General features: G+C 75.0%; 23 protein-coding genes and 1 riboswitch. Of the genes, 12 read left to right on the top strand and 11 right to left on the bottom strand.

The features are described from left to right. Nucleotides 1–125: 125 nt before the first annotated feature. From ACH4J0_RS13995 to ACH4J0_RS13980, 4 genes are all read left to right on the top strand, one after another. Nucleotides 126–1,061, top strand: coding sequence for an alkaline phosphatase family protein (locus tag ACH4J0_RS13995; RefSeq protein WP_396239671.1), 936 nt, complete (start codon nucleotides 126–128; stop codon nucleotides 1,059–1,061). A 5-nt stretch (nucleotides 1,062–1,066) separates the two neighbouring features. Then, nucleotides 1,067–2,404, top strand: coding sequence for an MFS transporter (locus tag ACH4J0_RS13990; protein ID WP_396239669.1), 1,338 nt, complete (start codon nucleotides 1,067–1,069; stop codon nucleotides 2,402–2,404). Then, nucleotides 2,401–3,447, top strand: coding sequence for a TolB family protein (locus tag ACH4J0_RS13985; RefSeq protein ID WP_396239667.1), 1,047 nt, complete (start codon nucleotides 2,401–2,403; stop codon nucleotides 3,445–3,447). Before ACH4J0_RS13990 ends, ACH4J0_RS13985 begins: the two co-directional genes overlap by 4 nt. 96 nt (nucleotides 3,448–3,543) lie before the next feature. Next, nucleotides 3,544–4,458, top strand: a complete 915-nt coding sequence (locus ACH4J0_RS13980; RefSeq protein WP_396239665.1) for a hypothetical protein — start codon at nucleotides 3,544–3,546, stop codon at nucleotides 4,456–4,458. A 77-nt stretch (nucleotides 4,459–4,535) separates the two neighbouring features. Here ACH4J0_RS13980 and ACH4J0_RS13975 read toward each other — a convergent pair whose 3' ends face one another. Then, entirely contained in the window at nucleotides 4,536–5,549 is a 1,014-nt protein-coding gene (locus ACH4J0_RS13975; RefSeq protein ID WP_396239663.1) for an EamA family transporter, read from the bottom strand. 130 nt (nucleotides 5,550–5,679) lie between these two features. Here ACH4J0_RS13975 and ACH4J0_RS13970 point away from each other — a divergent pair, with 130 nt between their 5' ends. Both ACH4J0_RS13970 and ACH4J0_RS13965 read left to right on the top strand, forming a co-directional pair. After that, nucleotides 5,680–6,192, top strand: a complete 513-nt coding sequence (locus ACH4J0_RS13970; RefSeq protein ID WP_396239661.1) for a MarR family winged helix-turn-helix transcriptional regulator — start codon at nucleotides 5,680–5,682, stop codon at nucleotides 6,190–6,192. A 185-nt stretch (nucleotides 6,193–6,377) separates the two neighbouring features. Next, complete coding sequence (locus ACH4J0_RS13965; RefSeq protein ID WP_396239659.1) at nucleotides 6,378–6,578, top strand: hypothetical protein; 201 nt, start codon at nucleotides 6,378–6,380, stop codon at nucleotides 6,576–6,578. 293 nt (nucleotides 6,579–6,871) lie between these two features. Here ACH4J0_RS13965 and ACH4J0_RS13960 read toward each other — a convergent pair whose 3' ends face one another. Both ACH4J0_RS13960 and ACH4J0_RS13955 read right to left on the bottom strand, forming a co-directional pair. Continuing rightward, nucleotides 6,872–7,528, bottom strand: a complete 657-nt coding sequence (locus ACH4J0_RS13960) for a class I SAM-dependent methyltransferase (RefSeq protein WP_396239657.1) — start codon at nucleotides 7,526–7,528, stop codon at nucleotides 6,872–6,874. Nucleotides 7,529–7,973: 445 nt separating this feature from the next. Then, on the bottom strand, nucleotides 7,974–9,164 hold the full coding sequence (locus tag ACH4J0_RS13955) for an FAD-dependent monooxygenase (protein WP_396239655.1): 1,191 nt from the start codon (nucleotides 9,162–9,164) through the stop codon (nucleotides 7,974–7,976). Nucleotides 9,165–9,305: 141 nt separating this feature from the next. Between ACH4J0_RS13955 and ACH4J0_RS13950 the strand changes: the two genes are divergently transcribed. The 3 genes from ACH4J0_RS13950 to ACH4J0_RS13940 all read left to right on the top strand — a co-directional run bounded on the left by ACH4J0_RS13950 (nucleotide 9,306) and on the right by ACH4J0_RS13940 (nucleotide 10,687). Continuing rightward, the gene (locus ACH4J0_RS13950; protein ID WP_396239653.1) at nucleotides 9,306–9,911 is read left to right on the top strand and encodes a TetR/AcrR family transcriptional regulator; all 606 of its coding nucleotides are present in this window, start codon (nucleotides 9,306–9,308) and stop codon (nucleotides 9,909–9,911) included. Nucleotides 9,912–9,989: 78 nt separating this feature from the next. Then, entirely contained in the window at nucleotides 9,990–10,511 is a 522-nt protein-coding gene (locus tag ACH4J0_RS13945) for a hypothetical protein (RefSeq protein ID WP_396239651.1), read from the top strand. 5 nt (nucleotides 10,512–10,516) lie between these two features. Continuing rightward, nucleotides 10,517–10,687 carry a hypothetical protein gene (locus tag ACH4J0_RS13940; RefSeq protein ID WP_396239649.1) on the top strand — a complete coding sequence of 57 codons (171 nt, stop codon included), beginning with the start codon at nucleotides 10,517–10,519 and terminating at the stop codon, nucleotides 10,685–10,687. A 549-nt stretch (nucleotides 10,688–11,236) separates the two neighbouring features. On the opposite strand, the gene cpt is transcribed toward ACH4J0_RS13940, so the two are convergent. Genes cpt through ACH4J0_RS13910 form a run of 6 tightly spaced genes read right to left on the bottom strand, consistent with a single transcriptional unit; the run spans nucleotide 11,237 to nucleotide 18,494 of the window. After that, nucleotides 11,237–11,779: a chloramphenicol phosphotransferase CPT gene (gene cpt / locus ACH4J0_RS13935; protein ID WP_396239647.1), complete on the bottom strand. Its 543-nt coding sequence runs from the start codon at nucleotides 11,777–11,779 to the stop codon at nucleotides 11,237–11,239. A 9-nt stretch (nucleotides 11,780–11,788) separates the two neighbouring features. Then, nucleotides 11,789–13,189: a cobyrinate a,c-diamide synthase gene (locus tag ACH4J0_RS13930; RefSeq protein ID WP_396239645.1), complete on the bottom strand. Its 1,401-nt coding sequence runs from the start codon at nucleotides 13,187–13,189 to the stop codon at nucleotides 11,789–11,791. 4 nt (nucleotides 13,190–13,193) lie between these two features. Further along, entirely contained in the window at nucleotides 13,194–13,799 is a 606-nt protein-coding gene (gene cobO, locus ACH4J0_RS13925) for a cob(I)yrinic acid a,c-diamide adenosyltransferase (RefSeq protein ID WP_396239643.1), read from the bottom strand. Nucleotides 13,800–13,804: 5 nt separating this feature from the next. Further along, complete coding sequence (locus ACH4J0_RS13920; RefSeq protein WP_396239641.1) at nucleotides 13,805–15,946, bottom strand: putative cobaltochelatase; 2,142 nt, start codon at nucleotides 15,944–15,946, stop codon at nucleotides 13,805–13,807. Continuing rightward, a complete protein-coding gene (locus ACH4J0_RS13915) occupies nucleotides 15,943–17,457 on the bottom strand; it encodes a cobyric acid synthase (protein WP_396239639.1) in 1,515 nt (504 codons plus the stop codon). Before ACH4J0_RS13915 ends, ACH4J0_RS13920 begins: the two co-directional genes overlap by 4 nt. Beyond that, nucleotides 17,454–18,494 (bottom strand): cobalamin biosynthesis protein, encoded by a 1,041-nt coding sequence (locus ACH4J0_RS13910; RefSeq protein ID WP_396239637.1) that lies wholly within the window; start codon nucleotides 18,492–18,494, stop codon nucleotides 17,454–17,456. Before ACH4J0_RS13910 ends, ACH4J0_RS13915 begins: the two co-directional genes overlap by 4 nt. 113 nt (nucleotides 18,495–18,607) lie before the next feature. Then, nucleotides 18,608–18,738: riboswitch (cobalamin riboswitch) on the bottom strand. Nucleotides 18,739–18,932: 194 nt separating this feature from the next. Between ACH4J0_RS13910 and ACH4J0_RS13905 the strand changes: the two genes are divergently transcribed. The 3 genes from ACH4J0_RS13905 to ACH4J0_RS13895 all read left to right on the top strand — a co-directional run bounded on the left by ACH4J0_RS13905 (nucleotide 18,933) and on the right by ACH4J0_RS13895 (nucleotide 22,766). Beyond that, nucleotides 18,933–19,628 carry a transcriptional regulator gene (locus tag ACH4J0_RS13905; protein ID WP_396239635.1) on the top strand — a complete coding sequence of 232 codons (696 nt, stop codon included), beginning with the start codon at nucleotides 18,933–18,935 and terminating at the stop codon, nucleotides 19,626–19,628. Between the two features lie 111 nt (nucleotides 19,629–19,739). Next, nucleotides 19,740–20,867 carry an alpha/beta hydrolase gene (locus ACH4J0_RS13900; RefSeq protein WP_396239633.1) on the top strand — a complete coding sequence of 376 codons (1,128 nt, stop codon included), beginning with the start codon at nucleotides 19,740–19,742 and terminating at the stop codon, nucleotides 20,865–20,867. Between the two features lie 462 nt (nucleotides 20,868–21,329). Beyond that, the gene (locus ACH4J0_RS13895) at nucleotides 21,330–22,766 is read left to right on the top strand and encodes a hypothetical protein (protein WP_396239631.1); all 1,437 of its coding nucleotides are present in this window, start codon (nucleotides 21,330–21,332) and stop codon (nucleotides 22,764–22,766) included. 69 nt (nucleotides 22,767–22,835) lie between these two features. Here ACH4J0_RS13895 and ACH4J0_RS13890 read toward each other — a convergent pair whose 3' ends face one another. Beyond that, on the bottom strand, nucleotides 22,836–23,714 hold the full coding sequence (locus ACH4J0_RS13890) for a phosphatidylcholine/phosphatidylserine synthase (RefSeq protein WP_030285592.1): 879 nt from the start codon (nucleotides 23,712–23,714) through the stop codon (nucleotides 22,836–22,838). Next, the gene (locus tag ACH4J0_RS13885; RefSeq protein ID WP_270143134.1) at nucleotides 23,701–24,393 is read right to left on the bottom strand and encodes a phosphatidylserine decarboxylase; all 693 of its coding nucleotides are present in this window, start codon (nucleotides 24,391–24,393) and stop codon (nucleotides 23,701–23,703) included. Before ACH4J0_RS13885 ends, ACH4J0_RS13890 begins: the two co-directional genes overlap by 14 nt. Nucleotides 24,394–24,458 lie beyond the last annotated feature (65 nt).

Genomic DNA, 24,458 nt, shown 5'->3' with positions numbered 1-24,458 from the left:
CCGTACCGGCACCGCCTCGCAGCTGTTCTCCTGTTCTTCACCTCTCTTGTGCGGTACACGACACCCCCGCGATCCTACTGTTTTCGGCGCTCCCGCCCGGGAAGCCCCGACAACCGGAGGACCCCATGGCCTTCGCACGACTCCGCACCCCCGGCACCCCCACCGCCGGCCCGCGCCCCGCACGTCGCCGCAGGCTCCGCCCGATCACCGCCCTCGCCGCCGGCCTCGGCCTGGTCGCCGGCTCGCTCGGCCTGTGGGCCGCCGGCGGCAGCGCGGCCGCCGACACCGCGGCCGGCCTTCCCTCGCCCGACCACGTCGTCGTCGTCATGCTGGAGAACCACGCGTACTCGCAGGTCATCGGCAGCTCCAAGGCGCCGTACATCAACGGCACCCTGGCCGCCGGCGGCGCGAAGCTGACCCAGTCGTACGCGCTCACCCACCCGAGCCAGCCCAACTACTACATGATCTTCTCCGGCAGCGCGCAGGGCGTCACGGACGACAGCTGCGTGGACGTCGGCGCGTTGCAGCAGCCCAACCTGGCCTCCGAGCTGCTCGCCGCCAACCAGACCTGGGCCAGCTACAACGAGGGCCTGCCGTCCGTCGGCGCCACCGACTGCAGCAGCGGCAACTACGCGCAGAAGCACAACCCGTGGTTCGGCTTCGGCAACGTGCCCACCTCCAGCGCCTACGGCATGGACGCGTTCCCGACCGACTTCACCACCCTGCCCAAGGTCTCCTTCGTCATCCCGGACCTGTGCGACGACATGCACGACTGTTCGGTGGGCACCGGCGACTCCTGGCTCCAGACGAACCTCGACGCGTACGCCCAGTGGGCCAAGAGCAACAACAGCCTGCTGGTCGTGACCTTCGACGAGGACAACCGCCTGGCCGGCAACCGCATCCCGACCCTCGTCTACGGCGCCCACGTCGCCCCCGGCAGCTCCACCGCCACCACCTACAACCACTACGACGTGCTCCACACCCTGGAGGACCTGGCCGGCGTCAACGCCCACGCCGGCAACTCCGCCGACGCCGCCGACATCACCGGCATCTGGAACTGACACCGGTGTACGTCGCGGACTCCCGCAGTTCCAAGGCCCCCGTCGCACCGGCCACCGGCCAGGTGCGGCGGGGCGCCGCCCTGCGCGCCGTGCCGGGGGCGGTCCTCGCCCTCGGCACCGTCAGCATGGTCACCGACGTCTCCTCCGAGATGGTCAACGCCGTGCTCCCGCTCTACCTGCTCACCGGACTCGGCCTCTCCCCGCTCGGCTTCGGCCTGCTCGACGGCATCCAGAACGGCTTCAGCGCCCTGGTCCGGCTGGTCGGCGGCCACCTCGCCGACCGCCGCGGCCGCGACGGGGCCGCCCGCCACAAGGCCGTCGCGGCCGTCGGCTACGGACTGTCCGCGCTGTGCCGGCCGCTACTGCTGTTCGTCCACACCGTGCCGCTGATCGGCACCGTCATCGCCGTCGACCGCACCGGCAAGGGCCTGCGCACCGCGCCCCGGGACGCGATGATCTCGCTGGCCACCGAACCCGCCCACCGCGGAAGGGCGTTCGGCGTGCACCGGGCGATGGACACGGCCGGCGCCCTGCTCGGCCCGCTCACCGCCTTCCTGGTGCTGCGCCTGGCCGGCGGCCCGATGCTCGCGGACGGCGGCGAACGGCACGGCTACGACGCGGTGTTCACGGTCAGCTCCTGCGTCGCCGCGCTGGGCGTGCTGATCCTGCTGCTGTTCGTGCCCCATCGGCAGGGCGGTGACCAGTCGTCAGCTGTCGCGCCGACGCTGCGCAGCGGTCTCACCCTGCTGCGCCTGCCAGGCCTGCGCCGGCTCACCGCGTGCGCCGTGCTGCTCGGGCTCACCACCGTCAGCGACTCCTTCCTCTACCTGCTGATCCAACGCCGGCTGGGCCTGTCCGTCGACCTGTTCCCCCTGCTGCCGCTCGGCACCGCGGCCGCCTTCCTGTTGCTCGCCGTCCCGCTGGGTTCGCTCGCCGACCGGATCGGGCGCCGCCGGCTCTTCCTGCTCGGGCACGGGGTGCTGCTGCTCGCGTACGGGCTGCTGCTCTCGCCGCTGCGCGGACTGCCCGCGGTGCTCTGCGTCCTGGTGCTGCACGGCTCGTTCTACGCCGCCACCGACGGCGTGCTCGCCGCCGCCGTGGCCGACGCCGTACCCGCCGGGCAGCGCGGTGCGGGGCTCGCCCTGGTCGGCACCGGGCAGGCGCTGGCCCGGTTCGGCTGCTCGCTGCTGTTCGGCGCGTTGTGGAGCGCGGTGGGCGGTCCGACCGCGCTGGCCTGGTCGGCGGGAGCGCTGGCGCTGTGCGTGGCCGGTGCGGCGGTGGTGCTGCGTTCGTCCGGGACCGTCGTGGCCGACGGGACCCTTGCTGCCGAGGAGAGTGCGTGAACCTGCCGAACAACCTGCAGACCAACCGTGCCAGGGTGATCGTGCTGCTGGTCGCCGTGCTGGTGCTCGGCGCGGTCGGCACCGGGGCCGTCCTCCACGCGGCCGACCGCACCGCCCGCCGGGACGAGGCCCAGTCCGGCGGGCCGGCCGTCAGCCCCGGGAACGTTTCCCTCCAAGTCCCCCCGAACGGCCGTCAGTTGCTGTTCCGCAACATGGCCTGGGGCCCGCACCGGGACGAGGTCACCACCGTCCCCGCCGACCACCCCGACGGCGCGCGCACCGCCTCCGGCACCCAGTGCCTGCGCTTCCACGCCGCAGCCGGGACCGGCATCTGCCTCCAGGCCCAGCACGGCGCTCTGGAGGACACCTACCGAGCCGTCGTCCTCGACGACCACCTGCGCGAACGGCGTTCCTTCCCCGCCGCCGGCATCCCCACCCGCGCCCGGGTCTCCCCGTCCGGGCACCTCGCCGCCTGGACGGTCTTCGTCAGCGGCGACTCCTACGCGGGCACCGACTTCTCCACCCGCACCTCGATCGTGGACGTGCGGGACTGGAACCTGCGGGAGAACCTGGAGGACTTCGCCGTCATCAAGGACGGCCACCCGTACCAGGCGCACGACGTCAACATCTGGGGCGTCACCTTCGCCGACGACGACATCTTCTACGCCACCCTCGCCACCTCCGGGCGGACCCACCTCGTCCGCGGCGACCTCGCCGCCCGCACCCTCACCACCCTCCACGACAACGTCGAATGCCCGTCCCTCTCCCCGGACGGCACCCGCATCGCCTACAAGAAGCGCGTCCCCGGCCTGTCGCCCGACGCCCCCTGGCGGTTGTACGTGCTCGACCTGGCGACCGGGACCGAGACCGCCACCGCCGAGCAGCGCAACATCGACGACCAGGCGCTCTGGTCCGACGACGGCACCCTGCTCTACGCCCTGCCGGGCGACTACGGCGCCGACCTGTGGACCGTCCCGGCGGACGGCTCCGGCGCTGCGCGGCTGGTCACCAGGGCTGCCGTCGCCCCCGCCTACCTCGGCTGAGGAACTCTCCGCTACCGTCCCACGTCGAGCACAGTGTGACGCCCCGACCGAAGGGTCCGGCCGGGCGTCCTGATCGAACGGGGGAGCGAGACAACCGTGGACGGCATCCCACCCGAGCGCATGGTCACCGACTCCTGGCCCGCCCTGCACGGCCGCCCGGTCCTGCGGCGCACCGTCGCCGTGGGACTGGTGCTGTGCGTGTCCGTCGCCGCCGCCCTGGTGGTGCGCGGCGTCAACGCGCTCACCGCCGGAGGCGTCGGCGGCCGGGAGACCGACCGCGACCGCGCCGAGCGCCTGGCCGGCCTCCACCCCTCCCAGCACCCCGGCGCCGGCCGCTACTACGTCCCGGTCGGCGCCGTCTACACCCGCACCTCGGACGGCGCGCCCATCGCCTACCTCCACTACCGGCTCGGCGGCGGCAAGGAACCCGGCCTCGGCGACTTCCTGCGCACCTACGACCTGCCCGAGCCCGGACCCGCGGCGCCGCTGCCGCCGGATCTCGCCGCCGCCCTCGGGGGTGACGAGCCGGCGGAGGCGCCGGAGCTGCCGGAGGAGCCGGCGCCGGGCTCCGCGCCTTCTTCGGGGCCGAGCGCGGCGGGCACGCCCGAGACGCCCGCTACGCCGGGCACGCCTGCCGCTTCCGCCGTGCCGGGGACGCCTGGCGCTTCTGCCGATTCTGCCGCTTCTGCCGCGCCCGTCGCGATCGCGGCGGAGCCGACGTCGGCGGGGGCCGACCCTGACGACGCGGACGGCGCGGGAAGCGCGGCTGTGGCCGGTGAGCCCGAGGACGACGCCCCGGGGGACGACGCCCCTGGGGACGATGCGCCGAGGCCGACTCCGACCCTGAGCCCCACCCCGACCTGGACGCCCAGCCCCACCCCGACCTGGACGCCCAGCGCCACCCCGTCCGCCGTCGCCGCCCGGGCCGCGACGGCCCGCCGGATCTACGTCGCCACCATCCCGGGCGGCCTGCCGGGGGCCGCCGACATCTACGTCCGCGCCACCGGCTGAGGAGGCGCCGGAAAGCGCTCGGGCCCCGCCGGGCGGTGGTGCCGGGCGGGGCGAACGGGGCGGAGGGGCTGGGACCGTCAGCGGGCGGCTGCCGTCCGGAGCGGTTCGGTCCGAGCCGTGGGTGCCGGGGCCGTCGGTACCTGACCTGCGGATACCTGAGCTGCGGGTGCCTGAGCTGCGGGTGCCTCGGCGGCGGCTGCCCGCGGCGCCGGAGCCGGGCCCGCCGTGGCGCCCCGGCGGGCCGGGGCCTGGCCGATGAGCATGGCGCCCAACGCCAGCACCAGGCCCAGCACCTGCCACGGGGTGAGGGTCTGGCCGAGCACGACCAGGCCGCCGACGGTGGCCACCACCGGGTTGATCAGTCCCAGGAAGGACGCCGGCCCGGCGCCGAGCCGCTCGATGCCGCGGAACCACAGGACGTACCCGAGCGCGGTGCTGAACAGCCCGAGGTACGCGAAGCCCGCCAGGTTGGAGGCGCTCAGGGCCGGCGGCGCGCCCTCGACCACCGCCGCGAGCGGGACCAGGAAGACCGAGCCGGCGAGCAGCTGCCATGCCGTGAGGTCGACCATGGTGGCCCCCTCCGGGCGGCCCCAGCGGCGGGTGAGGACGGTGCCCATGGCCATCAGCCCGATCGCGGTGACCATCGCGGCGATCCCGACGCCGTCCAGCTTCGCCCCGCTCTTGAGCACGAGCAGCGCCACCCCGCCGACGCCGGCCAGCCCGGCGAGCAGCGCGCGGCGCCCGGGCCGTACGCGGAGCACGCCGATCGAGAACCCGGCGACCAGCAGCGGCTGGATCGCCCCGATGGTGGCCGCGACGCCGCCGGGCAGGCGGTAGGCGCCGACGAAGGTGAGCGGGAAGAACAATCCGATGTTGAGCATCCCCAGCACCGCCGCGCGCCCCCACCAGCGCCCCTTGGGGAGTGTGCGGCCGATCATCAGCAGGAGCAGCCCGGCCGGCAGCGCCCGCAGCGCGGCGAGCAGCAGCGGGCGGCCTTCGGGCAGCAGCTGGGTGGTGACCAGGTAGGTGGTGCCCCAGGCGGCCGGGGCGAGTGCGGCGGTGGCGGCGATCCCTGCGCGCTTGCGGTCCATGGTGATCCCGATCCCCTCAACGTTGACTATCTGAACGTTGAGATATTTCTACGCCCCGGATCGGCGAACGTCAAGTATGTGAATGTTAAGATATTTGGCAGTGGCGGTACCCAGAGGGAGATGACAGGTCATGCAGCAACGCGACACCGTCGACGACATCGCCGAGCAGTGGCGGAGGGTCGACCCGGGCCTCGACCTGGAGGCCATGGCCCTGATCGGCCGGCTCCGGCGGCTCAACGTGCGGGTCGACAACGCCCTCCGCGAGTACTTCCTCACCTGCGGCCTGGACTCCTCCGAGTTCGACGTCCTCGCCACCCTGCGCCGCTCCGGCGAGCCCTACGAGCTCAACGCCCGCGCCCTGCTCAAGTCCGCCATGGTCACCTCCGGCGCCATCACCAACCGCGTCGACAAGCTCTCCGCCAAGGGCCTGGTCGAACGCAACCCCTGCCCCACCGACCGCCGCGCCGTGCTGGTCCGCCTCACCCCGGCCGGCAAGGAACTCATCGACGCCACCCTGCCCGGCCACCTCCAGAACGAGGAGCGCATCCTCACCGCCCTCGACGCCGACGAACGCGCCCAGCTCGACACCCTGCTGCGCAAGCTCCTCGTCGCCCACGGCGACACCGAGTCCCTCGTCGACTGAGCGGCTGTCAGTGCCCCCTGCCATGCTGGTCCGCAGCACCGGACGCCGGGGGGCGGGACAGTGATCGAGCGCGTGGCGCGGCACTGGAGTCGACCACATCCGCCCCGGCGGGCCTGGCCGTCCTGCGCACCCTGCCGAACCTGCACGGCCTCCACCTCGCCGACGCGGCGGTCCGCGACCTCGCCGTGCTCGCCGAACTCCCCGGTCTGCGCTACCTCGCCCTCGACAGCCGCCAGTGGAGCGAACTGCTGGACGCGGACCGGGTACCGCCCACCCTCGCGGCCGCCCGCCTCGCCGGTCCCGAGGTCACGATGGCCGAGGCACTCGCCTGGGCCGCCCGCCTCGGCCACGGCACTAGCGAGGCGATACGCCTGCGATTCGGCTGAACCGCCGTGACGCTGCGGTAGTTCGCGTGACCACTACCCGCCCGGCCGCGTTACTCCATCGGGACGCCCTACTGGAGGAGAGGCCTGATGAAGCACAGGACCCCCAGGGACAGCCGCCCGGCCCCGTCGCTCGTGCCTGGAGTGCGGGAAGCCGGCCGCCTCGGCGACCCCGATGGACGGCCGGGAGGACGTCTGCATGGGCACGGTGGCGATCTACACCCGCCTCCGCTGCGCCGTCTGCCTCCGCCGCGACCCGCTCAACGGCACCTTCGGCAGCGGATCATGACCGCCCGCTACAGGCCGGCGACCACCGCGTAGCGCTCGTCGTCCACCGGTCCGCCCCACAGGGCGGCGTCCCCGCTGAGCGGCTCGACGCGCAGCTCGGCGACCAACGGCCGCACTGCCGCCGCGAGTTCCTCCGCCCCGACGCCGCCGCCCCACGGCAGCCGCTCCGCTCCGGCGACGTACGGCTCCGCCTGCCCTGCGGTCTCGCGCCACCGGCCCTCGACCAACACCAGCCGCCCGCCCGGCCGGAGCAGCCGCACCCAGGCGCGCAGGGCCCGCTCCGGGTCGGGCAGCGTCCAGATCACATGCCGGCAGAGCAGCACGTCGAAGCTGCCCTCCCGCACCGGCGGCGCGCTCGCGTCCCCCACCAGGAACCGCCCCGCCACCCCGGCCGCCGCCAGCTTCGCCCGCGCCCGCGCCACCATCCGCGGTGCCAGGTCCACCCCGGCCACCCGATGCCCGCCCGTCGCGACCAACTCCGCCAACGAGCCCGTTCCACAGCCGACATCGAGCACGTCCACCGTTCTTGTCGGTAGCCACCCCCGAACCCGCCGCCCCCACGCCTCCCGCGTCCCGGCCGCCCGCAACCCGTGATCCGGCTCGTCATCGAAGCCCGGTGCGGCAGCGTCCCAGTAGTCAGCGATGGCCCGTCTGGAGTCACTCATGCCACCCATCGTCGCAATCACCACCGACACCGGGCCGGGCCTCGCCCGGCCTCGGCCGATCACGCGTGCGCAGCAATCGCCCTTGACTTCGGAACGTATTCCGAATTGGCGTCGAGTCATGTCGACCCTCACTGTGTCCTTCTCCGACCTCTCGAGCCGATGCTTTGAAGCCCTGCGGGCGAACCCGCTCGCCAGAACGGATCCGGATCGGCAGCACCGGCTCCGAGGGCGCCTGGCGACCCGGGTTCTGGGAGGTGTCGAGCTTCCGCAGTGGGAGTACGAGGTGACGGCCGGCGGCCGGGTGCGGTACCTGGTGGACGAGGCGACTCGCACAGTGCACTTCGTCCGGGCCTCGCCCCGGCACCCGAAGGACACCGACGCGTAGCCGGGGCGAGAACCCTCCGTTCGCCAGGTGAGGGTGCTCGTCCGAAGGGACGCGGTCTCCTCACGCCCCTCGCACCGGGGCTGGGGGCCGCCAGTCGTAGATCGAGGCGGAGCGGCGGAGGAGGGTGCGGGTGGGGAGGAGGTCGGCGAGGGTGAGGGCGATGGTGCGCAGGAGGGTCGCGGCCGGGCTGTGGAGGGCGATGAGGGCGCCGGCGCGGCGGGAGGCGGTGACGATGGCGGTGGTGCGGGGGAGGCGGGTGGCGCTGTAGGTGGGGAGGGCGGCAGCGGGGTCGGCGGTTTCGGGACCGAGGAGGGAGGCGAGGACGACGGCGTCCTCGATGGCCTGGCAGGCGCCCTGGCCGAGGAAGGGGCACATGGCGTGGGCGGCGTCGCCGAGGAGGGCGACGCGGCCGTGGTGGTGGGCGGGCAGGGGGTCGGCGAGCTCCCAGACGTCGTTGCGGAGAAGCCGGTCGGGTTCGGCGAGGCTGAACAGCTGGGGGACGGGCGCGCACCAGTCGCCGAACAGCCGCTGGAGTTCGGCGTGTTCGCCGGCGGCGGCCCGGGCGCCGGCCGGGGAGAGGGCCGCGCCGTAGACGTAGACCCGGCCGTCGGCGAGCGGGACGATCCCAGCGAGCCGGCCGCGGCCCCAGACCTCTCCGGCGGCGGTCGGGCGGCGGTCCGGGGTGACGATGGAACGCCAGGTGGTGAAGCCGCTGTAGCGCGGGCCGGGGTGTCCGGGAAAGAGCAGGCCGCGGGTGGCGGAGCGGATGCCGTCGGCGGCGACGACCAGTCCGGCGCTCCGGTCCCCGTCGGCGGTGCGGACGACGGCGGGGTGCCGGTCGTCGCCGGGGTCGATGACGGTGGCGGGGGAGTCGGTGTGGACGGTGCCCTCCGGGAGGGCGTCGAGCAGGGCGGCGATGACGTCGGCGCGGGGAACCGCGGCGATCGGGTCGCCGAAGTGGGCCTCGACCGCGGCGGTGCTGGTGCGGGCGAGCCAGCGGCCGGAGGGGTGGCGCACGCCGATGGCGGGGTGCGGGGCGGCGAGGGCGCGCAGCCGGTGGCCGACACCGAGCCGGTCGAGGGCGCGCAGGGCGTTGGGGGCGAGGGCGAGTCCGGCGCCGACCGGTTCCAGTGAGGCGGCGCGTTCGTGGACGGTGACGGGGATGCCTTGCCGGTGAAGCGCGAGCGCGGCGCTGAGGCCGCCGATGCCACCGCCGATGACGATCGCCTGGTGCAGGCCCATGGGAGGCATGAGGGGCTCCTCTTCTCGCACGATCCGGTCACTACAGGCGTAGTGTCCGCTGCTTCAGCACCGTACTGCATGTGTAGTGAGCCGTAAACTACGGCTGTAGTGAGTTAGGGGAGCCCGACCGGAAAGGCCATGATCGGACCTATGACACCCCCGCTGACGCCCCCGCGACCGACCCTGATCGCCGACGCCGCCATCGACCTGATCGCCGATGCCGGCCTGCGCGGGCTCACCCACCGCGCCGTGGACGACGCCTCCGGCCTGCCCGCCGGCTCGACCTCCAACCTGGCCCGGACCAGGGCCGCCCTGCTGGAACTCGTGCTCGTCCGGATCGTCGAGCGGGAGACCGCCGACTACCCGGTCCTCATCGAGGGCGAGCTGTCGGGGGCCACCCTCCCGCCGCGCGAACTGCTGGTCGAGGTCGGCGCCGAGGCGCTCTTCCAGGCGCTCACCAGCGGCCGCAGGCTCACCCTTGCCCGCCTGGAACTCGCCCTGGAGGCCACCCGCCGGCCCGAACTGCGCTCCGTCTACGACCGCCTGGGCGCCCGCTTCGCCCAGCTCGCCGCCGAGCTGCTCGCCGCCTCCGGCTCCACCGACCCGGAGTCGGACGCCCGCCGGCTGATCCGCTGGTGCGACGGCGTGCTGTTCAACGCGACGGCCGGCAGCGGGCACTGGCAGGTGCCGATGCCGGAGGAGTTGCGCGTCGAGATCGACCGCTACCTCACCGCGCTGTTGGACGAGGAAGCCTGAGAGGGGGGCTGACAGCGGAAGACGGGCGGCCCCGGGCGGCCCCCTGTACTCCCTTTGCCCGATCAGGCAGGGGGAAACATGCCGGACTTGCTCGTCATGGCGCTGGTGCTCACGATCGGCTCGGCGCTGCTGGTGCGGCTGGTGGCCCTTCCGGTGCTGGTGCGCGCCCAAACGGCCACCCGACGGCGGGCGTTGGCGGCCACCGGCGCGGACGCGACCGAGGGAGCGCCGGGCGGCCTCGGGGCGACCTTCGGCGAGCTGGCGGTCGGTCTGGTCGCCGGCGTCGGAGCGTACTTCGCCGTGTACTTCGAGGACCTCCACAGCTGCTACCTGCTGGAACGGCCGTTCGGCCTCGACAACGCCGTGTACCTCGCCCGCGAATGGCACATCTCCCAGGCCGTGGCGCGGACCCGGTACCTCGTGCTCTTCATCGGGTTCCTGCTGCTGTGGCTGTCGCTCTGGTACCTGACCCAGCGCAAGTTGCTGACCGTCGGCCTGCCCCGGGAGATCTGGACGTCCGGTTCGACCCGGGCACGGCTGACCGGACTGGTGCTCGCGCCATGTACGTCAGGGTGCCCGGCCCGCCGCCGGTGGCGGTGAGCCGCGTGCCGTCCACGAGCACCGTCGTCACCCGGGCCCTGGCCATCGATCCGGCGCAGCGCCCGGCGGACGGTACCGGCCTGCCGGCGGCGCTCGCGGCGGCCCAGCCGACGCCGCCGGACCCGGCGGCCGTCCACGACCAGATCACCCGCGGCTGGCAGACGCTCGCCCTGTAGCCCGCCGGCCTCCAACCCGACCGCCACCCAGGGCTCGTGCCGCACCGGGAAGTCGACCGAGCCGGCGATGAAGCCGACCCGGTGCGCCTGCGCGTGCAGGGCGAGCGCCTGCTCCGCCGTGCCCGCCCCGGCGACCTCGACCCGCGGGTGCAGCGCCACCGAGGTGAAGTGCCCGCCCTCCGGCGACACGGCCATGGTGGCCGACCGGCCGGTCGACGTACGAGGTCACCACGACGCCGTTCGCCGCGCACAGGTGCGGGTACGGGAGCAGGTGGCACCGGGAGAGCGCGACGAGCAGCGGCTGCTCCGGGTTCCAGCGGGCCCTGCCGCCGCGGAAGACGGGGGTCGGCGGAGCCGGGGATGGCCGGCAGTCCCTCGGCGGACACCTCGACGTCGGGGGGAGTAGGAGCGGTAGTCGCTGGTGCCGGTGCCCTGGTTACCGGCACCTGGTCTCGGCGGTGTACTCGTACTGCCCGGCCATGTGGGGGCCTGCGCGGGAAGGGCGGTCGCTGCCGGACGGTCAACCGCGCGAGGTCGTACGCGCGGGGCTCACTGCGCTGCGGTCACCCGCGCGGCGACGAGCCGGGCGCACTCGTCCGGCGAGGCCTGCGAGGTGTCCACGACCAGGTCATACGCGACGCCCTCGTGCACCGCCGCGGCCTGGGCGGCGGCCATCCCGGCGACCCGGTCGCCGCGCGCGGCCTCCCGGGCCGCGGCCACCGCCGGGTCACAGCGCACGCCGACCCAGAGCACGTCCAGGCCCTCCAGCGCCGTGCGCCACCGCTGCTGCGAGGCGGCCCCGCCGAGGAACACCTCGTCCACCAGGACTGGGGCCCCGGCCCGGGCCATCGCCGCCACGCCGACCGTCCAGGCGGCGTCCAGCCGGGCGAAGACCGGTCCGACGGCCACCGTGCCGTCACCGTCCTCCAGGCCCCCGATCCCGCCGTCCCCGCCGAGCAGCCACGGCGGCAGCGCGTCCACCATGGTGTCCGCGCCGAGGTGCAGCCAGGGCTCCGGCAGCAGCTCCTGGAGGCGGCGGGCGATGCTCGACTTGCCGGAACTGGAGCCGCCGTTGAGGACGATCACATGCATGCGGCCACTCTACGGTCGCTCGCCCGACCCCGTCCCGGGATCGGAGCCGGTCTGGAAGGCCGCTGCGGCGGAGGCGAACGACGAGGCCAGCGCGGGCGTCCCGGCCCAGTGCAGGTGCAGGTACGAGGCGTGCACGGTGCCGCCCGCGAAGCCCTCGGTGCGCGGTCCGGCCGGCAGGCGCCAGCCCCAGGCCGGGTGGTCGCCCGCGCCCGGCTCGCAGACCGTCCGGTGGAACTCGTGCCCGCGCACCCGGGTGCCGGCCGGGGCGAGCGGGGAGTCGTGCAGGGCGACGGCCTCCCGGTAGCCGAGGGTGAGCCGTTCGGTCATCCGGGCGCCGGTGTCCAGCACCCCGCACATCGGCAGGCCGTCCAACTCCCGCCCCAGGTACAGCAGTCCGGCACATTCGGCGGCGACCGGCCCGCCCGCCGCGGCGAACGCGGAGATGGCCGAGCGCAGCGCCGCGTTACCGCTCAACTCCCGTACGTACAGCTCCGGGAAGCCGCCGCCGATGACCAGTCCGGCCGTGCCCTCCGGCAGCGCCGAGGCGTGCAGCGGGTCGAAGGGGACGACCTCCGCTCCCGCCGCGCCGAGCAGTTCGGCGTTCTCGGCGTACGAGAAGGAGAACGCGGCGCCGCCCGCCACCGCGATCCGCGGCCGTCCGGCGACCGGCGCGACCTCCGTCGACGGGTCCCACGGTTCTGCGTCCAACTCGGGTGCGCTACGCGCGAGTTCCAGTACGGCGTCCAGATCGACCGAAGCCGCGACGAGGGAGCCCATGTCCGCGACCGCCTTGAGCGCCTCCGCCGAGCGCTCCACCGCCGGGACGAGCCCGAGGTGCCGGGACGGCGTGGCCACCGCCGCCGAGCGGCGTAGCGCACCCAGGACGGGCACCCCGGAGCCCTCCTCCAGGGCCTCGCGCAGGAGTTGCTCGTGCCGGTCGGAGGCGACCCGGTTGAGGATCACCCCGGCGAGGCGCACCTGCGGGTCCCAGGACGCGAAGCCGTGCACTAGCGCGGCCACCGAGCGGGACTGCGAGGAGCCGTCCACGACCAGCACCACGGGCGCCCGTAGCAGCTTGGCGACGTGCGCGGTGGACGCCAGCTCGCCGCGCCCGGAGGCGCCGTCGAACAGGCCCATGACCCCCTCGACCACCGCGACGTCCGCCCCCGCGGCGCCGTGCAGGAACAGCGGGGCGATCCGCTCCGGCCCGCACATGAAGGCGTCCAGGTTGCGGCCCGGGCGCCCGGCGGCGAGCGCGTGGTAGCCCGGGTCGATGTAGTCGGGGCCGACCTTGTGCGGCGACACCGCCAGCCCGCGCGCGGCGAGCGCCGCGATCAGACCGGTGGCGACGGTGGTCTTGCCGGCGCCGGAGGAGGGCGCGGCGACGACGAGGCGGGGGACGTCGCTCAAGAGGTCACCACTCGATGCCACGCTGGCCCTTGCGGCCGGCGTCCATGGGGTGCTTGACCTTGGTCATCTCGGTGACCAGGTCGGCGAACCCGGTCAGCGCCTCGGGCGCGTACCGGCCGGTGATGACGACGTGCTGGCTGCCCGGGCGGTCCTCGAGCACCGAGACGACCTCCTCCGGGTCGATCCACCCCCAGTGCATCGGGTAGGTGAACTCGTCCAGAACGTAGAAGCGGTAGGTCTCGGCCGCGAGGTCCCGCTTGACCTGTTCCCAGCCCTCCTTGGCCGCCTCCTCGCTGGACATCTCCTGCTCGGCGGAGCGCTGGATCCAGGACCAGCCGGAGCCCATCTTGTGCCAGTCGACGGTGCCGCCCTCGCCGGAGGCGCCGAGCACGCGCAGCGCGTTCTCCTCGCCGACCTTCCACTTGGCGGACTTCACGAACTGGAACACCCCGACCGACCAGCCCTGGTTCCAGGCCCGCAGCGCCATGCCGAAGGCGGCCGTGGACTTGCCCTTCCCCGGGCCGGTGTGCACGGCGGTGATCGGCTGGGTACGGCGCTGGCGGGTGGTCAGGCCGTCGTCGGGAACGCTCTCGGGGACGCCCTTGGGCATGTCGGTCAGGCCGCCTTTCGCATCGGAGTGGTGGTCGCACGGCTCGCACGGCCCGCGCGAGCCGCACGGTTCGCATGGTCCTCGCGGTTCTCACGGACGAGCGAGGCCACGCCCTCCGCGCGCAGCTCGTCCAGGCTGACGGCGCTGCCGCCGAGCAGCCCGGCCAGGGTACGGGCCAGGCCCAGGCGGACCGGTCCGGACTCGCAGTCCAGCACCACGCTGGCCGTGCCCTGGGCGGCGAACAGCGCGGCCGCGCGCTGCGAGCGGGCGAGCGCGTCCCGCCCGCCGGTGGCCCGGCCGTCGGTCACTACGACCAGCAGCGGGCGCCGGTTCGGGTCGCGCAGGCGCTCCACCCGCAGCACCTCGTGGGCGCGCAGCAGGCCCGCGGCCAGCGGGGTCCGCCCGCCGGTGGGGAGCGACTCCAGCCGGGCCGCGCCGACCTCCACCGAGGAGGTGGGCGGCAGCGCCAGCTCGGCGTCCGCGCCCCGGAAGGTGATCATGCCGATCTTGTCCCGGCGCTGGTAGGCGTCCATCAGCAGTGACAGCACCGCGCCCTTCACGGCGGTCATCCGCTGCCGGGCGGCCATCGAACCGGAGGCGTCCACCACGAACAGGACGAGGTTGGACTCCCGTCCCTGGCGCACCTGTTCGCGGAAGTCGTCCTTGTGCAGCACCAGCGCCCGGCCGGCCCGCCCGCGCGCCACCTGGTGCGGCGCGGCGGCCTGGATGGTCGCGGTCAGGTGCAGCCGGCTCAGGGGCCCCCGGGGCCGGCGGGCCCGGATGGTGTGCCCGCCGGTGGTCTCGGCGGGGGAGCGGCGGCCCTGCGCGCCGCGGCCGGTGCCCCGCACGGTGAACAGCCGGGTCCGGTACGGGTCCCCGGCCGCGACGGGGGCCGACTCGCGGGCGGGGGCCGGGTGTTGGGCGGGGACGGGCTGCTGCGCGGGCGCCTCGGCGTCCGGAGCGCCGCTCCCGGCGGCGGGGGCCTGCGGGGCGCCGCCGTCGAAGGGCTCCGGGGCGCCGCCGCCGTCGGGGCCGCCGCCGCCGTCGGGGCCGTTCCCGTCCGGGCCGTCCCCGTCCGGGCCGTCCCCGTCCGGGCCGGGCCCGTCGCCCTCGGGCTCCGGGTCCTCCGGCTGGGCGTGCTCCTCCAGCGTCCGGTCCAACTGCTCCTCGTCCAGCCCCGGAGCGTCGAACGGGTTGCGCCGGCGCCGGTGCGGCAGGGCCAGCTGGGCGGCCTTGCGGACGTCCTCCTCCAGCACCTCCGCCCGCCCGGCCCAGGCGGCCAGCGCGACCGCGGTGCGGGCCATCACGATGTCCGCGCGCAGGCCGTCCACCTCGAACGCCGCGCAGACGGCGGTGATCTGACGCAGCGCCACGTCCGTCAGCTCGACCTTGGGCAGCAGTTCCCGTGCGGCGGTGATGCGTTCGGCGAGCTCCCGCTCCTCCGCCGCGAAGCGCGCCGCGAAGCCGGCCGGGTCCGCGTCGTACGCGAGCCGGCGCCGGACCACCTCGGCGCGCTCGGCCGGGTCCCGGGTGGCGGCGATCTCGACGGTCAGGCCGAAGCGGTCGAGCAGCTGCGGCCGCAGCTCGCCCTCCTCCGGGTTCATCGTGCCGACCAGCAGGAACCGCGCCGCGTGCCGCACCGACACGCCCTCGCGCTCGACGTACGAGCGGCCCATCGCGGCGGCGTCCAGCAGCAGGTCCACCACGTGGTCCTGGAGCAGGTTCACCTCGTCGATGTACAGCACGCCGCGGTGCGCCTTGGCCAGCAGACCGGGCTCGTACGCCTTGACGCCCTCGGCGAGCGCGCGTTCCAGGTCGAGCGAGCCGACGATCCGGTCCTCGGCCACGCCGACCGGCAACTCGACGAGCTGCGAGGGGAATTCGGAAGCGGACGACGAGGCGGGGTGCGGGCCGTCCGGGCACTGCGGGTCCGGCGCGGCCGGGTCGCAGGCGAAGCGGCAGCCGTCCACGGTGGCGATGGAGGGCAGCAGCCCGGCCAGCGCGCGCACCATGGTCGACTTCGCGGTGCCCTTCTCGCCGCGCACCAGCACGCCGCCCACGGCCGGGGAGACCGCGTTCAGCAGCAGCCCGAGCCGCAGGTCGGCCATGCCGACGATCGCGGTGAACGGATAGCGGACGTCACTCATGCGTCACTCCCAGGTGCCCCGGGCGGGAGGAACGGCAGCGTTCCGGCCGCCGGCACCCCGCCCTCGATCAGCTTCCACAGCGCGTCGGTGTCCGCGTGCTCCTCGATCAGGTCGCCCAGCCGGTCGAGCCGGGCCTCGCGCGCCGCGGCGAAGGAGGTGTCCGGCGCCGGCACGAACGCCCGCCCCGCCAACTCGGCGACCTCGCGCAGGAACTCGCGGCGGAAGCCGTCGTTCTCCAGTGCGCCGTGCCAGGTGGTGCCCCACACCGAGCCGACCCGGCAGCCGTCCAGGAAGGCCTCGCCGCCCTCGACCGCCACGATCCCGTGGTGGATCTCGTAGCCCTCGACCCGCTGCCCGTACGCCTCGCCGACCGGGCGCGCCAGCACCTTCTCAGCGCCGAAGCGGACGTCGGTCGGCAGCAGTCCCAGCCCGTCGACGAGCCCCGCCCCGGACTCCACCTCGTCCTCGATCGAGCGCGCCAGCATCTGGTAGCCGCCGCAGACCCCGAGGACCGGCAGTCCGGCCGCCGCCCGCGCCTTCAGCGCCGGCTCCAGGCCCCGTTCACGCAGCCAGGCGAGGTCCGCGACGGTCGCCCGGGTGCCGGGCAGCACCACCAGGTCGGCGTCGGCCAGCTCCTCCGGCCGGGTCGCCCAGCGCACCAGCACGCCCGGCTCCTGCGCCAGCGCGTCCAGGTCGGTGAAGTTGGACAGCCGGGGGAGGCGCACCACGGCCACCCGCAGCACGTCCGCCCCCAGCGGCCCGCGGCCGTCGACCCGGTCGACCACCGTGGACAGGTCCAGCGAGTCCTCGGCGTCCAGCCACAGCCCCGGCAGCATCGGCAGCGTGCCCAGCACCGGACGGCCGGTCAGCTCGCGCAGCATCTCCAGCCCGGGCGCCAGCAGCCGGGCGTCGCCGCGGAACTTGTTGACGAACCAGCCCGCCACGTGCCGCTGGTCCTCCGCGGACAGCAGCGCCAGCGTCCCGTACATGGCCGCGAAGACCCCGCCGCGGTCGATGTCCCCGACCACCAGCACCGGCAGGGCGGCGGCCGTGGCCAGTCCCATGTTGGCGATGTCCCGGTCGCGCAGGTTGATCTCGGCGGGCGAGCCGGCGCCCTCGCACACCACCACGTCGTAGCGCCGGCGCAGGTCCGCCAGGCACTCCAGGGCGCGCTCCAGCAGGACGGGCTTGCGCTCGCGGTAGTCCAGCGCGCCCACCTCGGCGACCGGCCGGCCGAGCAGCACCACCTGGCTACGGCCGTCCGCGCCGGGCTTCAGCAGCACCGGGTTCATCGCCGCCTCCGGCGCCACCCGGGCGGCCTGCGCCTGCATCGCCTGGGCACGGCCGATCTCGGCGCCGTCCGCGGTGACGAAGGAGTTCAGCGACATGTTCTGCGCCTTGAACGGCGCGACCCGCACGCCCTGGCGGGCCAGCCAACGGCAGATCCCGGCCGTCACCACGCTCTTGCCCGCGTCGGAGGTCGTCCCGGCGACCAGCAGCGCGTTGTTCATGCCCCACCCCTCCTCTTCCGGAACAGCAGCCGCAGCAGGACGTGCCCCGCGACCGTCGTACCCAGCGCCAGCGCGCCCACCCGCCGGGACAGCGTGCAGGCCCGCTCGATGTCGTCCACCGTCACCGGCCGCAACTCGGCGCCCAGCACCGGCCGGTGCTCCACCCGCTCACGTGGCTCCGCACTCGCCTCCGGGGGCTCCTCGCTCGTCGCTCTCGGCTCCGGGGCGCCCTTCGGTTCGTGCGGGTACCGGAGCGTCCCGCCCAGCCGTACGCCCACCGCGCCCGCGAAGGCCGACTCGGCCTGGCCGGCGTTCGGGCTCGGGTGCGCGGAGCCGTCCCGGCGCCAGACCCGCCAGGCGGTCCGCGGCTCGGGCGCGGCGGCCACCGTCAGCAGCGCGGTGAGCCGGGCGCCCGGCCAGCCCGCGACGTCGTCCAGCCGGGCCGAGGCCCAGCCGAAGCGGGCGTAGCGGGGCGAGCGGTGGCCCACCATGGCGTCCAGGGTGTTCACGGCGCGGAAGGCCAGCAGCCCCGGGGTGCCCGCCAGGGCGCCCCAGGCCAGCGCGTTCACCACGGCGTCGGCGGTGTTCTCGGCCACCGACTCGACCACCGCCCGGGCGACCTGCTGCCCGTCCAGCGCGCTGGGATCGCGCCCGCACAGGTGCGGCAGCCGCTCCCGGGCGGCCGTCAGATCGCCCGCGGCCAGCGAACGGCCGATGGTGCGGGCCTCCCGGGTGAGCGAGGTGCCGCCGAGCACCGTCCAGGTCGCGGCGGCCGCCAGCGCGGCGCGGCCCAGCGGACGGCGCCCGACCGTGCGGTCCAGGGCCAGCGCACCGGCCGCGACCGCGCCCACGCACAGCGCCGTGTACCCGGCTCCGGCGGCACGGTCGTCGCGCCACACGCGCCGCTCCAGGCGGGTCGCGGCGCTGCCGAACAGGGCGACCGGGTGGCCGCGGCGCGGGTCGGCGAAACGGGCGTCGGCGGCGTAGCCCGCGACGGCGCCCAGCGCGAAGGCGGCGGCGCGGGTCAGGGGGCGCACGGCGGCGGGCTGCTCGGCAGCGGGGTGCCAGGAGTCCGACGGGGCGGGGCAGCCTGCATCGCGTGGGTGTCCTCACTCAGGGTCCGCGCCCTGGATCGACGTACCGGGGGCGAGAGTCTCCTGGCTTCCGGGTCGGACGCACCCCCGGGCCTTCCAGCGGCTCCTGACGGCCCGCCGTGGCGATTCCGAACGTGCTCCCCGGTGACAGTGGCGGGACCGCGCCGGACTCGCACCGGCTTCCTCTCCATGCCTCCGTTTGGCCCCAGGATCCCATCACGCGGCCGAACCGGGAGTCAACCGAGGTCAAGGAGGGGTCGGTCACACCCGCGACCGGTACCGGCCCTGTGCGATCGCCCAGCGCGGGGGAGGGCCCGTCAGCTCCACTTCGTGCGTTCGGCGGCTGGGACGGGCCCGGGGCCACACCTACGGTTCGGTGCCATGCGCCGCAGAAAGTCCCCCACCACTGCCGCCCCGTCCCCCGTACCGTTCTCCCCCGGGGCCGCCCGCGCCCACCGGGCCGGCCTCGGACTGACCCCCGAGCAGGTCGCCGAGGGCATGGCCGCGCACGGCGTACGGCTGCTGCCCGGTCACGTGCTCGCCTGGGAGGACGGCGAGCTGCGCCCCGGCGAGCCCGAGTTCATCGCCCTGGCCCGCGCCCTCTGGTGCCCGGCCGCCCAGCTGATGGACGGCCGTCCGGTGAGCCTGCGCGACCACCGCCTCGCCCGGGAGCTCGGCCAGGAAACCGTCGCCGAGCGGACCGGGGTGACGCTGCCCGCCTACCGGCAGGCCGAACTGACCGGCCACTGGGACGGAGACCCGGACCAGACCCACGCCCTCGCCCAGGTGCTGGGCCTGCGGCTGACCGAACTGGTCGAGGCCACCGGCCGCGCCGAGGCCCTCGACGGCCTCCTGCGCCAGTGCGTGGCCGGCCGCTGGCAGCCCCACCTGCGCCCGCTCGCCCGCCTGGTGCCCGTCCCGGAAGCCGACCTCGCCGCCGTCCTCCCCGTCCTCCAGCAGGAACACCACGTCCCCTCCCACTGGGGCACCACCACCCAGTCCCGCACCTCCACCCCACCCGTCACTCCCCGCTTCTGGCACCTCCTCAGCACCCACGACCCCGCCATCCCTGTCTGACCGCCCCGGATCCGTCCCCCGGACGGCCCTGTCCGGTGGCCGGGGGCGCGGAGCCCCGGTGGACTGGTGCTCGAAAACCGTCCGGGTCCGTGTAACAGAGCGGGGAACGAAATGCGCTGGGGAACCGCAGCGGTCGTGGCGGCCGCCGCCGCCGGGGCCGGGGTCGCCGTCCTGGTAGTAGGCCGCCGGTCCTACGAGCGAATGGTCAGCCCGGGGGTGGGGGCGGTCGAGCCGGAGACCGGACCGGTGGTGGTGCACAGCCTCGGCGCCGACCGGGTCACCTTCAACCGCCGCCCGGAGAGCCTGCGGCCCGGCCGCTGGGCGGTCGAGTGGGGAGACGACGGGCACGCGGTCGTCGAGGAGATCCTGCACCGCGACGCGCAGGGCGTCACCCGGCGGCTGGTCCGGGCCGACCGGGGCACCCTGATACCCGGCACCGAGGTCCGCTTCACCCCGCGCGTGCACCTCGGCGACCCCACCCGGGCCCTCGGCCTGACCTACAGCGCCACCGCCGCCGACGGCGAACTCGGTGCCCTTCCCGCCTGGCGGCTCGACGGCAAGCGCGGCACCTGGGTGATCCTCGTGCACGGCTCCGAGGCCGACCGCCAGCAGGCCCTTCCGGTCCTGCCGGTCCTGCACCGCCTCGGACTGTTCGCCCTCGTCGTCACCTACCGCGGCGACGAGGGCGCCCCGGCCTCCCCGGGCGGCTACAGCCACTTCGGCGAGACCGAGTGGCGGGACATCGAGTCGGCGGTGCGGCTGGCGCTCGACGGCGGCGCGGGCCGGGTGATCCTCTACGGCTGGTCGGTGGGCGCCACCATGGTCCTGCAGACCGCGGCCCGCTCCGCGTGGGCCCACGCGATCAGCGGGCTCATCCTCGACTCGCCGGTGCTCGACCTCCCGAGCGTCGCCCGGCGGGACGCCGCCCGGGCCGGTTTCACCGGTGCCGCCGCCGGACCGGGCGGCGCGCCCGCCGCGCGGGGGCAGGGGCGCACGGGCGTGGACGTCGTGGACTCCTCCCGCCTCGCCCAGGGCGCGGACCTGCGCGTGCCCACGCTGGTCCTGCACAGCCCGGACGACCGGATCGCCCCCTTCCACACCGTGGAGCGACTGGCTGCCGCCCGCCAGGACGTGGTGAACCTCCAGCGCTTCCCGGGCGCCGAACACGCGGCCCTGTGGAATTCGGCCCCCGACCACTACACGGAACTCCTCCGGCGCTGGCTCACCCCGCTGCTCTGAATCCGGCGGGTGCGCGACGTGAAACGGTAAAGGAGAAAGTTTGCTCCCGAATATCGGAAGTCGAACCCCTTCCCACCGCACCGGAAGTCGTCCCCGCCGACTTCCGGCGCACCGTCACCGTCCATCGGGCACATGACACCTGGCCGGATTCCAGCCCTCCGCTTCCGCCCGCACCCACCCCCGCCGCTCCGGAAAACCCCGCGCCCGACACGCAACGTGACCGCTCGGACGGGCAGCGCGACGCCCCGCTCCAACCGTGGCATGCCCCGGCCACACGTTTCCGGCCAGGCGGTTTGCCGCTGTTGCCCGATCTTGCGGAGGTGCGGTACCCGGTCGTGCGCTCGTACGGACAACCGGATGTGACAGAAGGCCGGTGCAAGGGGAAGACTGCTCGACGTGACGTCTCGGAACCCGCGCGACCGTGATGCCCCGCTCCCGCCGACGATCGGTACCGGTGCGACGGTGACCCGTCTCCCCGGTACGGCCCACCGGCCCTCCGGTGGCAGGCCGGGCGGGGCCGGTGTACCCCGGCGACGAGGGCCCGCGCCGGCACCCGGCCGGGGCCGGGTTCCGGTCCCGGAGGGCTTCCCCGCGCCGGCCGAGCTGGCGCCGCTGGCCCGCCGGATGCTGGTGGACGCCGTCCGGATCGCCCGCTGGGCGGGGGAACTGGAAGAGGTCGACAAGCGCGGCGAACTGCTCCCGGAGGACGCCCGCGCGGCCGGCCGGGCACTGGCCATGACGGTCGGCGCCGCCGCCAAGGCGTGGGGACAGGCGCTGCTGGTGGGTCTGGTGGAGGCCCGGGACGGCGGGGCCGGCCCCGGCTGGCGCCTGCACGCCTGGGAGCACGACGACGAGGCCGTGGTGCGCGGCTGGTCCGGCCTGTTCGACGCCTGGACGCTGCTCGCCCCGGTGCCGCCCGCCGCGCTGCGCGGGGTGTTCGCCGTCCTGGCCGGCCAGGCCGTGGACCAGGCCCCGCAGCTGCTGTCCTTCCTGCACCTGGTGGACGGCCCGGTGGCCGAGAGCGAGCTGCTGGAGCTGCTGCGCCGGGGCCTGGACGAGCGCCGGGTCGGTGCCGGCCTCGGCAACCCGGGCCTGTCGCCGGTGCCGCACGCCGCCTCGGCGGTGTCCGCCGTCCGCGGCACCTGCCGGGCGCCGCAGATCGACACCCCGGCCGCGCCCTCCGACGTGGCCGCCGTCCTGGACTGGATGCTGGACGGCCTGGCGGCGGTCGGCGCCGTGGTGCGCAGGAACGATGCCGCCGAGCTGTCCCCGCTGGGCCACTGGGCGGTGCGGGCGAAGCTGGAGGAGATCTGCACGGTCGCCCAGACCGCGGCCGGGCACATCGAGCAGAGCGCCTTCGAGCTGCTGCACGCCTGCGCGGACTACTCGCCGGGCCCGGCCCGGGCGGAGTTCCGCGCCTGGGTGGCGGCCCGCCCGGCGGACCGCGCGGTGGCCGAGCTGCTGGACGCCGCCCAGGGCGACGACGCGCTGGTGCGCGGCCTGGCCTTCGAGGCGCTGCGGGTGGCCGGCGGCCCGGCCGAGCAGGCGGTGCGGGCGGCGGTGGACGAGCCGGTGCTGCGCCCGTACGCGCTGCTGTGGCTGGCCGAGCGCGCCGACGAGGGGGTCTCCCCGGCGGACGTGCTGGGCGCCGAGGACGCGGCCTGGCTGTGGGTGGACACAGCGGCGGCGGTGCTGGACCACGGCGAGACGGAGCTGCTGGTGGGCCACGTGGAGGGCGCCTCGGCGGGCGACCCGGTCCGGCTGTTCGCCCGCGCCCGGCAGTCCGGGCACCCGCGGGCGGCCTCGGTGCTGACGGCGGTCTCCGGCGTGCACCCGGACCCGGGCGTGGCCCGGGCGGCCCGCCGCTCCGCCTTCAGCGTCCACACCGGCGGCGCGTGACCCCCACCGGAACGCGGGAAGGGCCCGGAACCGTCAGGTTCCGGGCCCTTCCCGTCGGGACGAGCGGGCTCAGCCGAGCCGCGACTCCGCCCGCCGGGCGCGGACGTCGCCGACCTTCTGCCCGACCTTGCGCCGGATGACCAGCAGCGGCGCCATCGCGGCGAGGGTGATCTGGGCGAACGCGCCGACGTGCATCAGCGTGTCGCCACCGGGCAGCCCGGTCGCCCAGGCGGCCAGGCAGCCGATCGCCACGACGACCCAACAGAGCGTCGCGGTGGCCAGCAGCCCCTGCGGCTTCGGGTACTCGATCCGGCTGACCATCAGGTACGCCGCGCCGAAGATGGCGAGCAGACCGGGCAGGAACGGCGGGTCGAGCAGCACGATGGCGATCACCGTCATCGCGCCCATCGGGCAGGGCATGCCCTGGAACACCCCGGGCCGCATCTTGACGGCCGAGAAGCGGGCCAGCCGCAGGACCACCGCGAGCAGCACGGTCAGCGCGATCAGCGCCGAGAGCGTCCGGTTGGAGCCCTGCGAGACCATGCCCCAGACCGCGACGAAGTAGGCCGGCGCGATGCCGAAGCTGATCAGGTCGGCGAGGTTGTCGAGTTCCGCTCCGAGGGCGGAGGAGCGGAGCTTGCGCGCCACCAGGCCGTCGAAGAGGTCGCACATCGAGCCGATCAGCAGCAGCGTGACGGCGGTGGCCGCGCTGTGCCGGTCCGGAGCGGCGTCCGGGTTGGTGATGTGCGGGATCAGGACCCCGGTGGTGATCGAGTAGATCGCCAGGAAGCCGCAGACGGCGTTCCCCAGGGTCAGGAAGTCGGCGGTGGACAGGTGCTGCGGGGAGCGCGGAGCGCGCAGCTCGCGGTCGCGCGCCCAGCGGCGGCGGCGCAGAGCCGTCTCCTCGTCGTCCAGGCCGACGATTGTCTCAGGATCAGTCACGGTCAAGGCGCGTCACCCCGGCTGTGGTCTTCTGGCCGACCTCGACGCCGACCTCGACGCCGGCCGGCAGGTAGGTGTCGACCCGGGACCCGAACCGGATCAGACCGATCCGGTCGCCCTGCTCGACCTTGGTTCCGGCGGCCACGTACGGCACGATGCGACGGGCCACGGCCCCCGCGATCTGCACCATCTCGATGTCGCCGAGCTCGGTGTCGAAGTGCCAGACGACCCGCTCGTTCTGGTCGCTGTCCTTGTTGAACGCCGGTACGAAACCGCCCGCGACGTGCTCGACCGACGTCACCGTGCCCGGCAGGGGCGCGCGGTTGACGTGGACGTTCAGCGGGCTCATGAAGATCGCGACCCGGGTGCGGCCGTCCGGCCAGGCGTCGATGCTCTGGACCACGCCGTCGGCGGGGGAGATCACTCTGCCCGTGCCGATCTCACGCTCGGGGTCGCGGAAGAACCACAGCATGCCCGCGCTGAGCGCACAGGCCGGTACCGCCGCCAGGGCCCACTTGCCGCTGCGCCGGGTGAGGGCGGTGGTCACGGCGGCTGTGGCGAGGGTGGGGACGAACCAGGGGGTGGCTCCGCGCGCGATGGTCACGCGGGGTCGCCGACCGGCCGTCGGGGCTGCGAGGGCATCGCGGTCCGTGACGGAGGTGTGAGGGGACGGGCTGATGGGCATCGAAGACCTTTGTCGCGGGGGATCATGGCCGCTGGACGGGGGCCACCGCGGGATCGGTAATAGAG

It is taken from the genome of Kitasatospora sp. NPDC017646, from assembly GCF_044329365.1.
Taxonomy (GTDB): domain Bacteria; phylum Actinomycetota; class Actinomycetes; order Streptomycetales; family Streptomycetaceae; genus Kitasatospora.
This window is presented reverse-complemented; position numbering and strand designations above follow the sequence as displayed.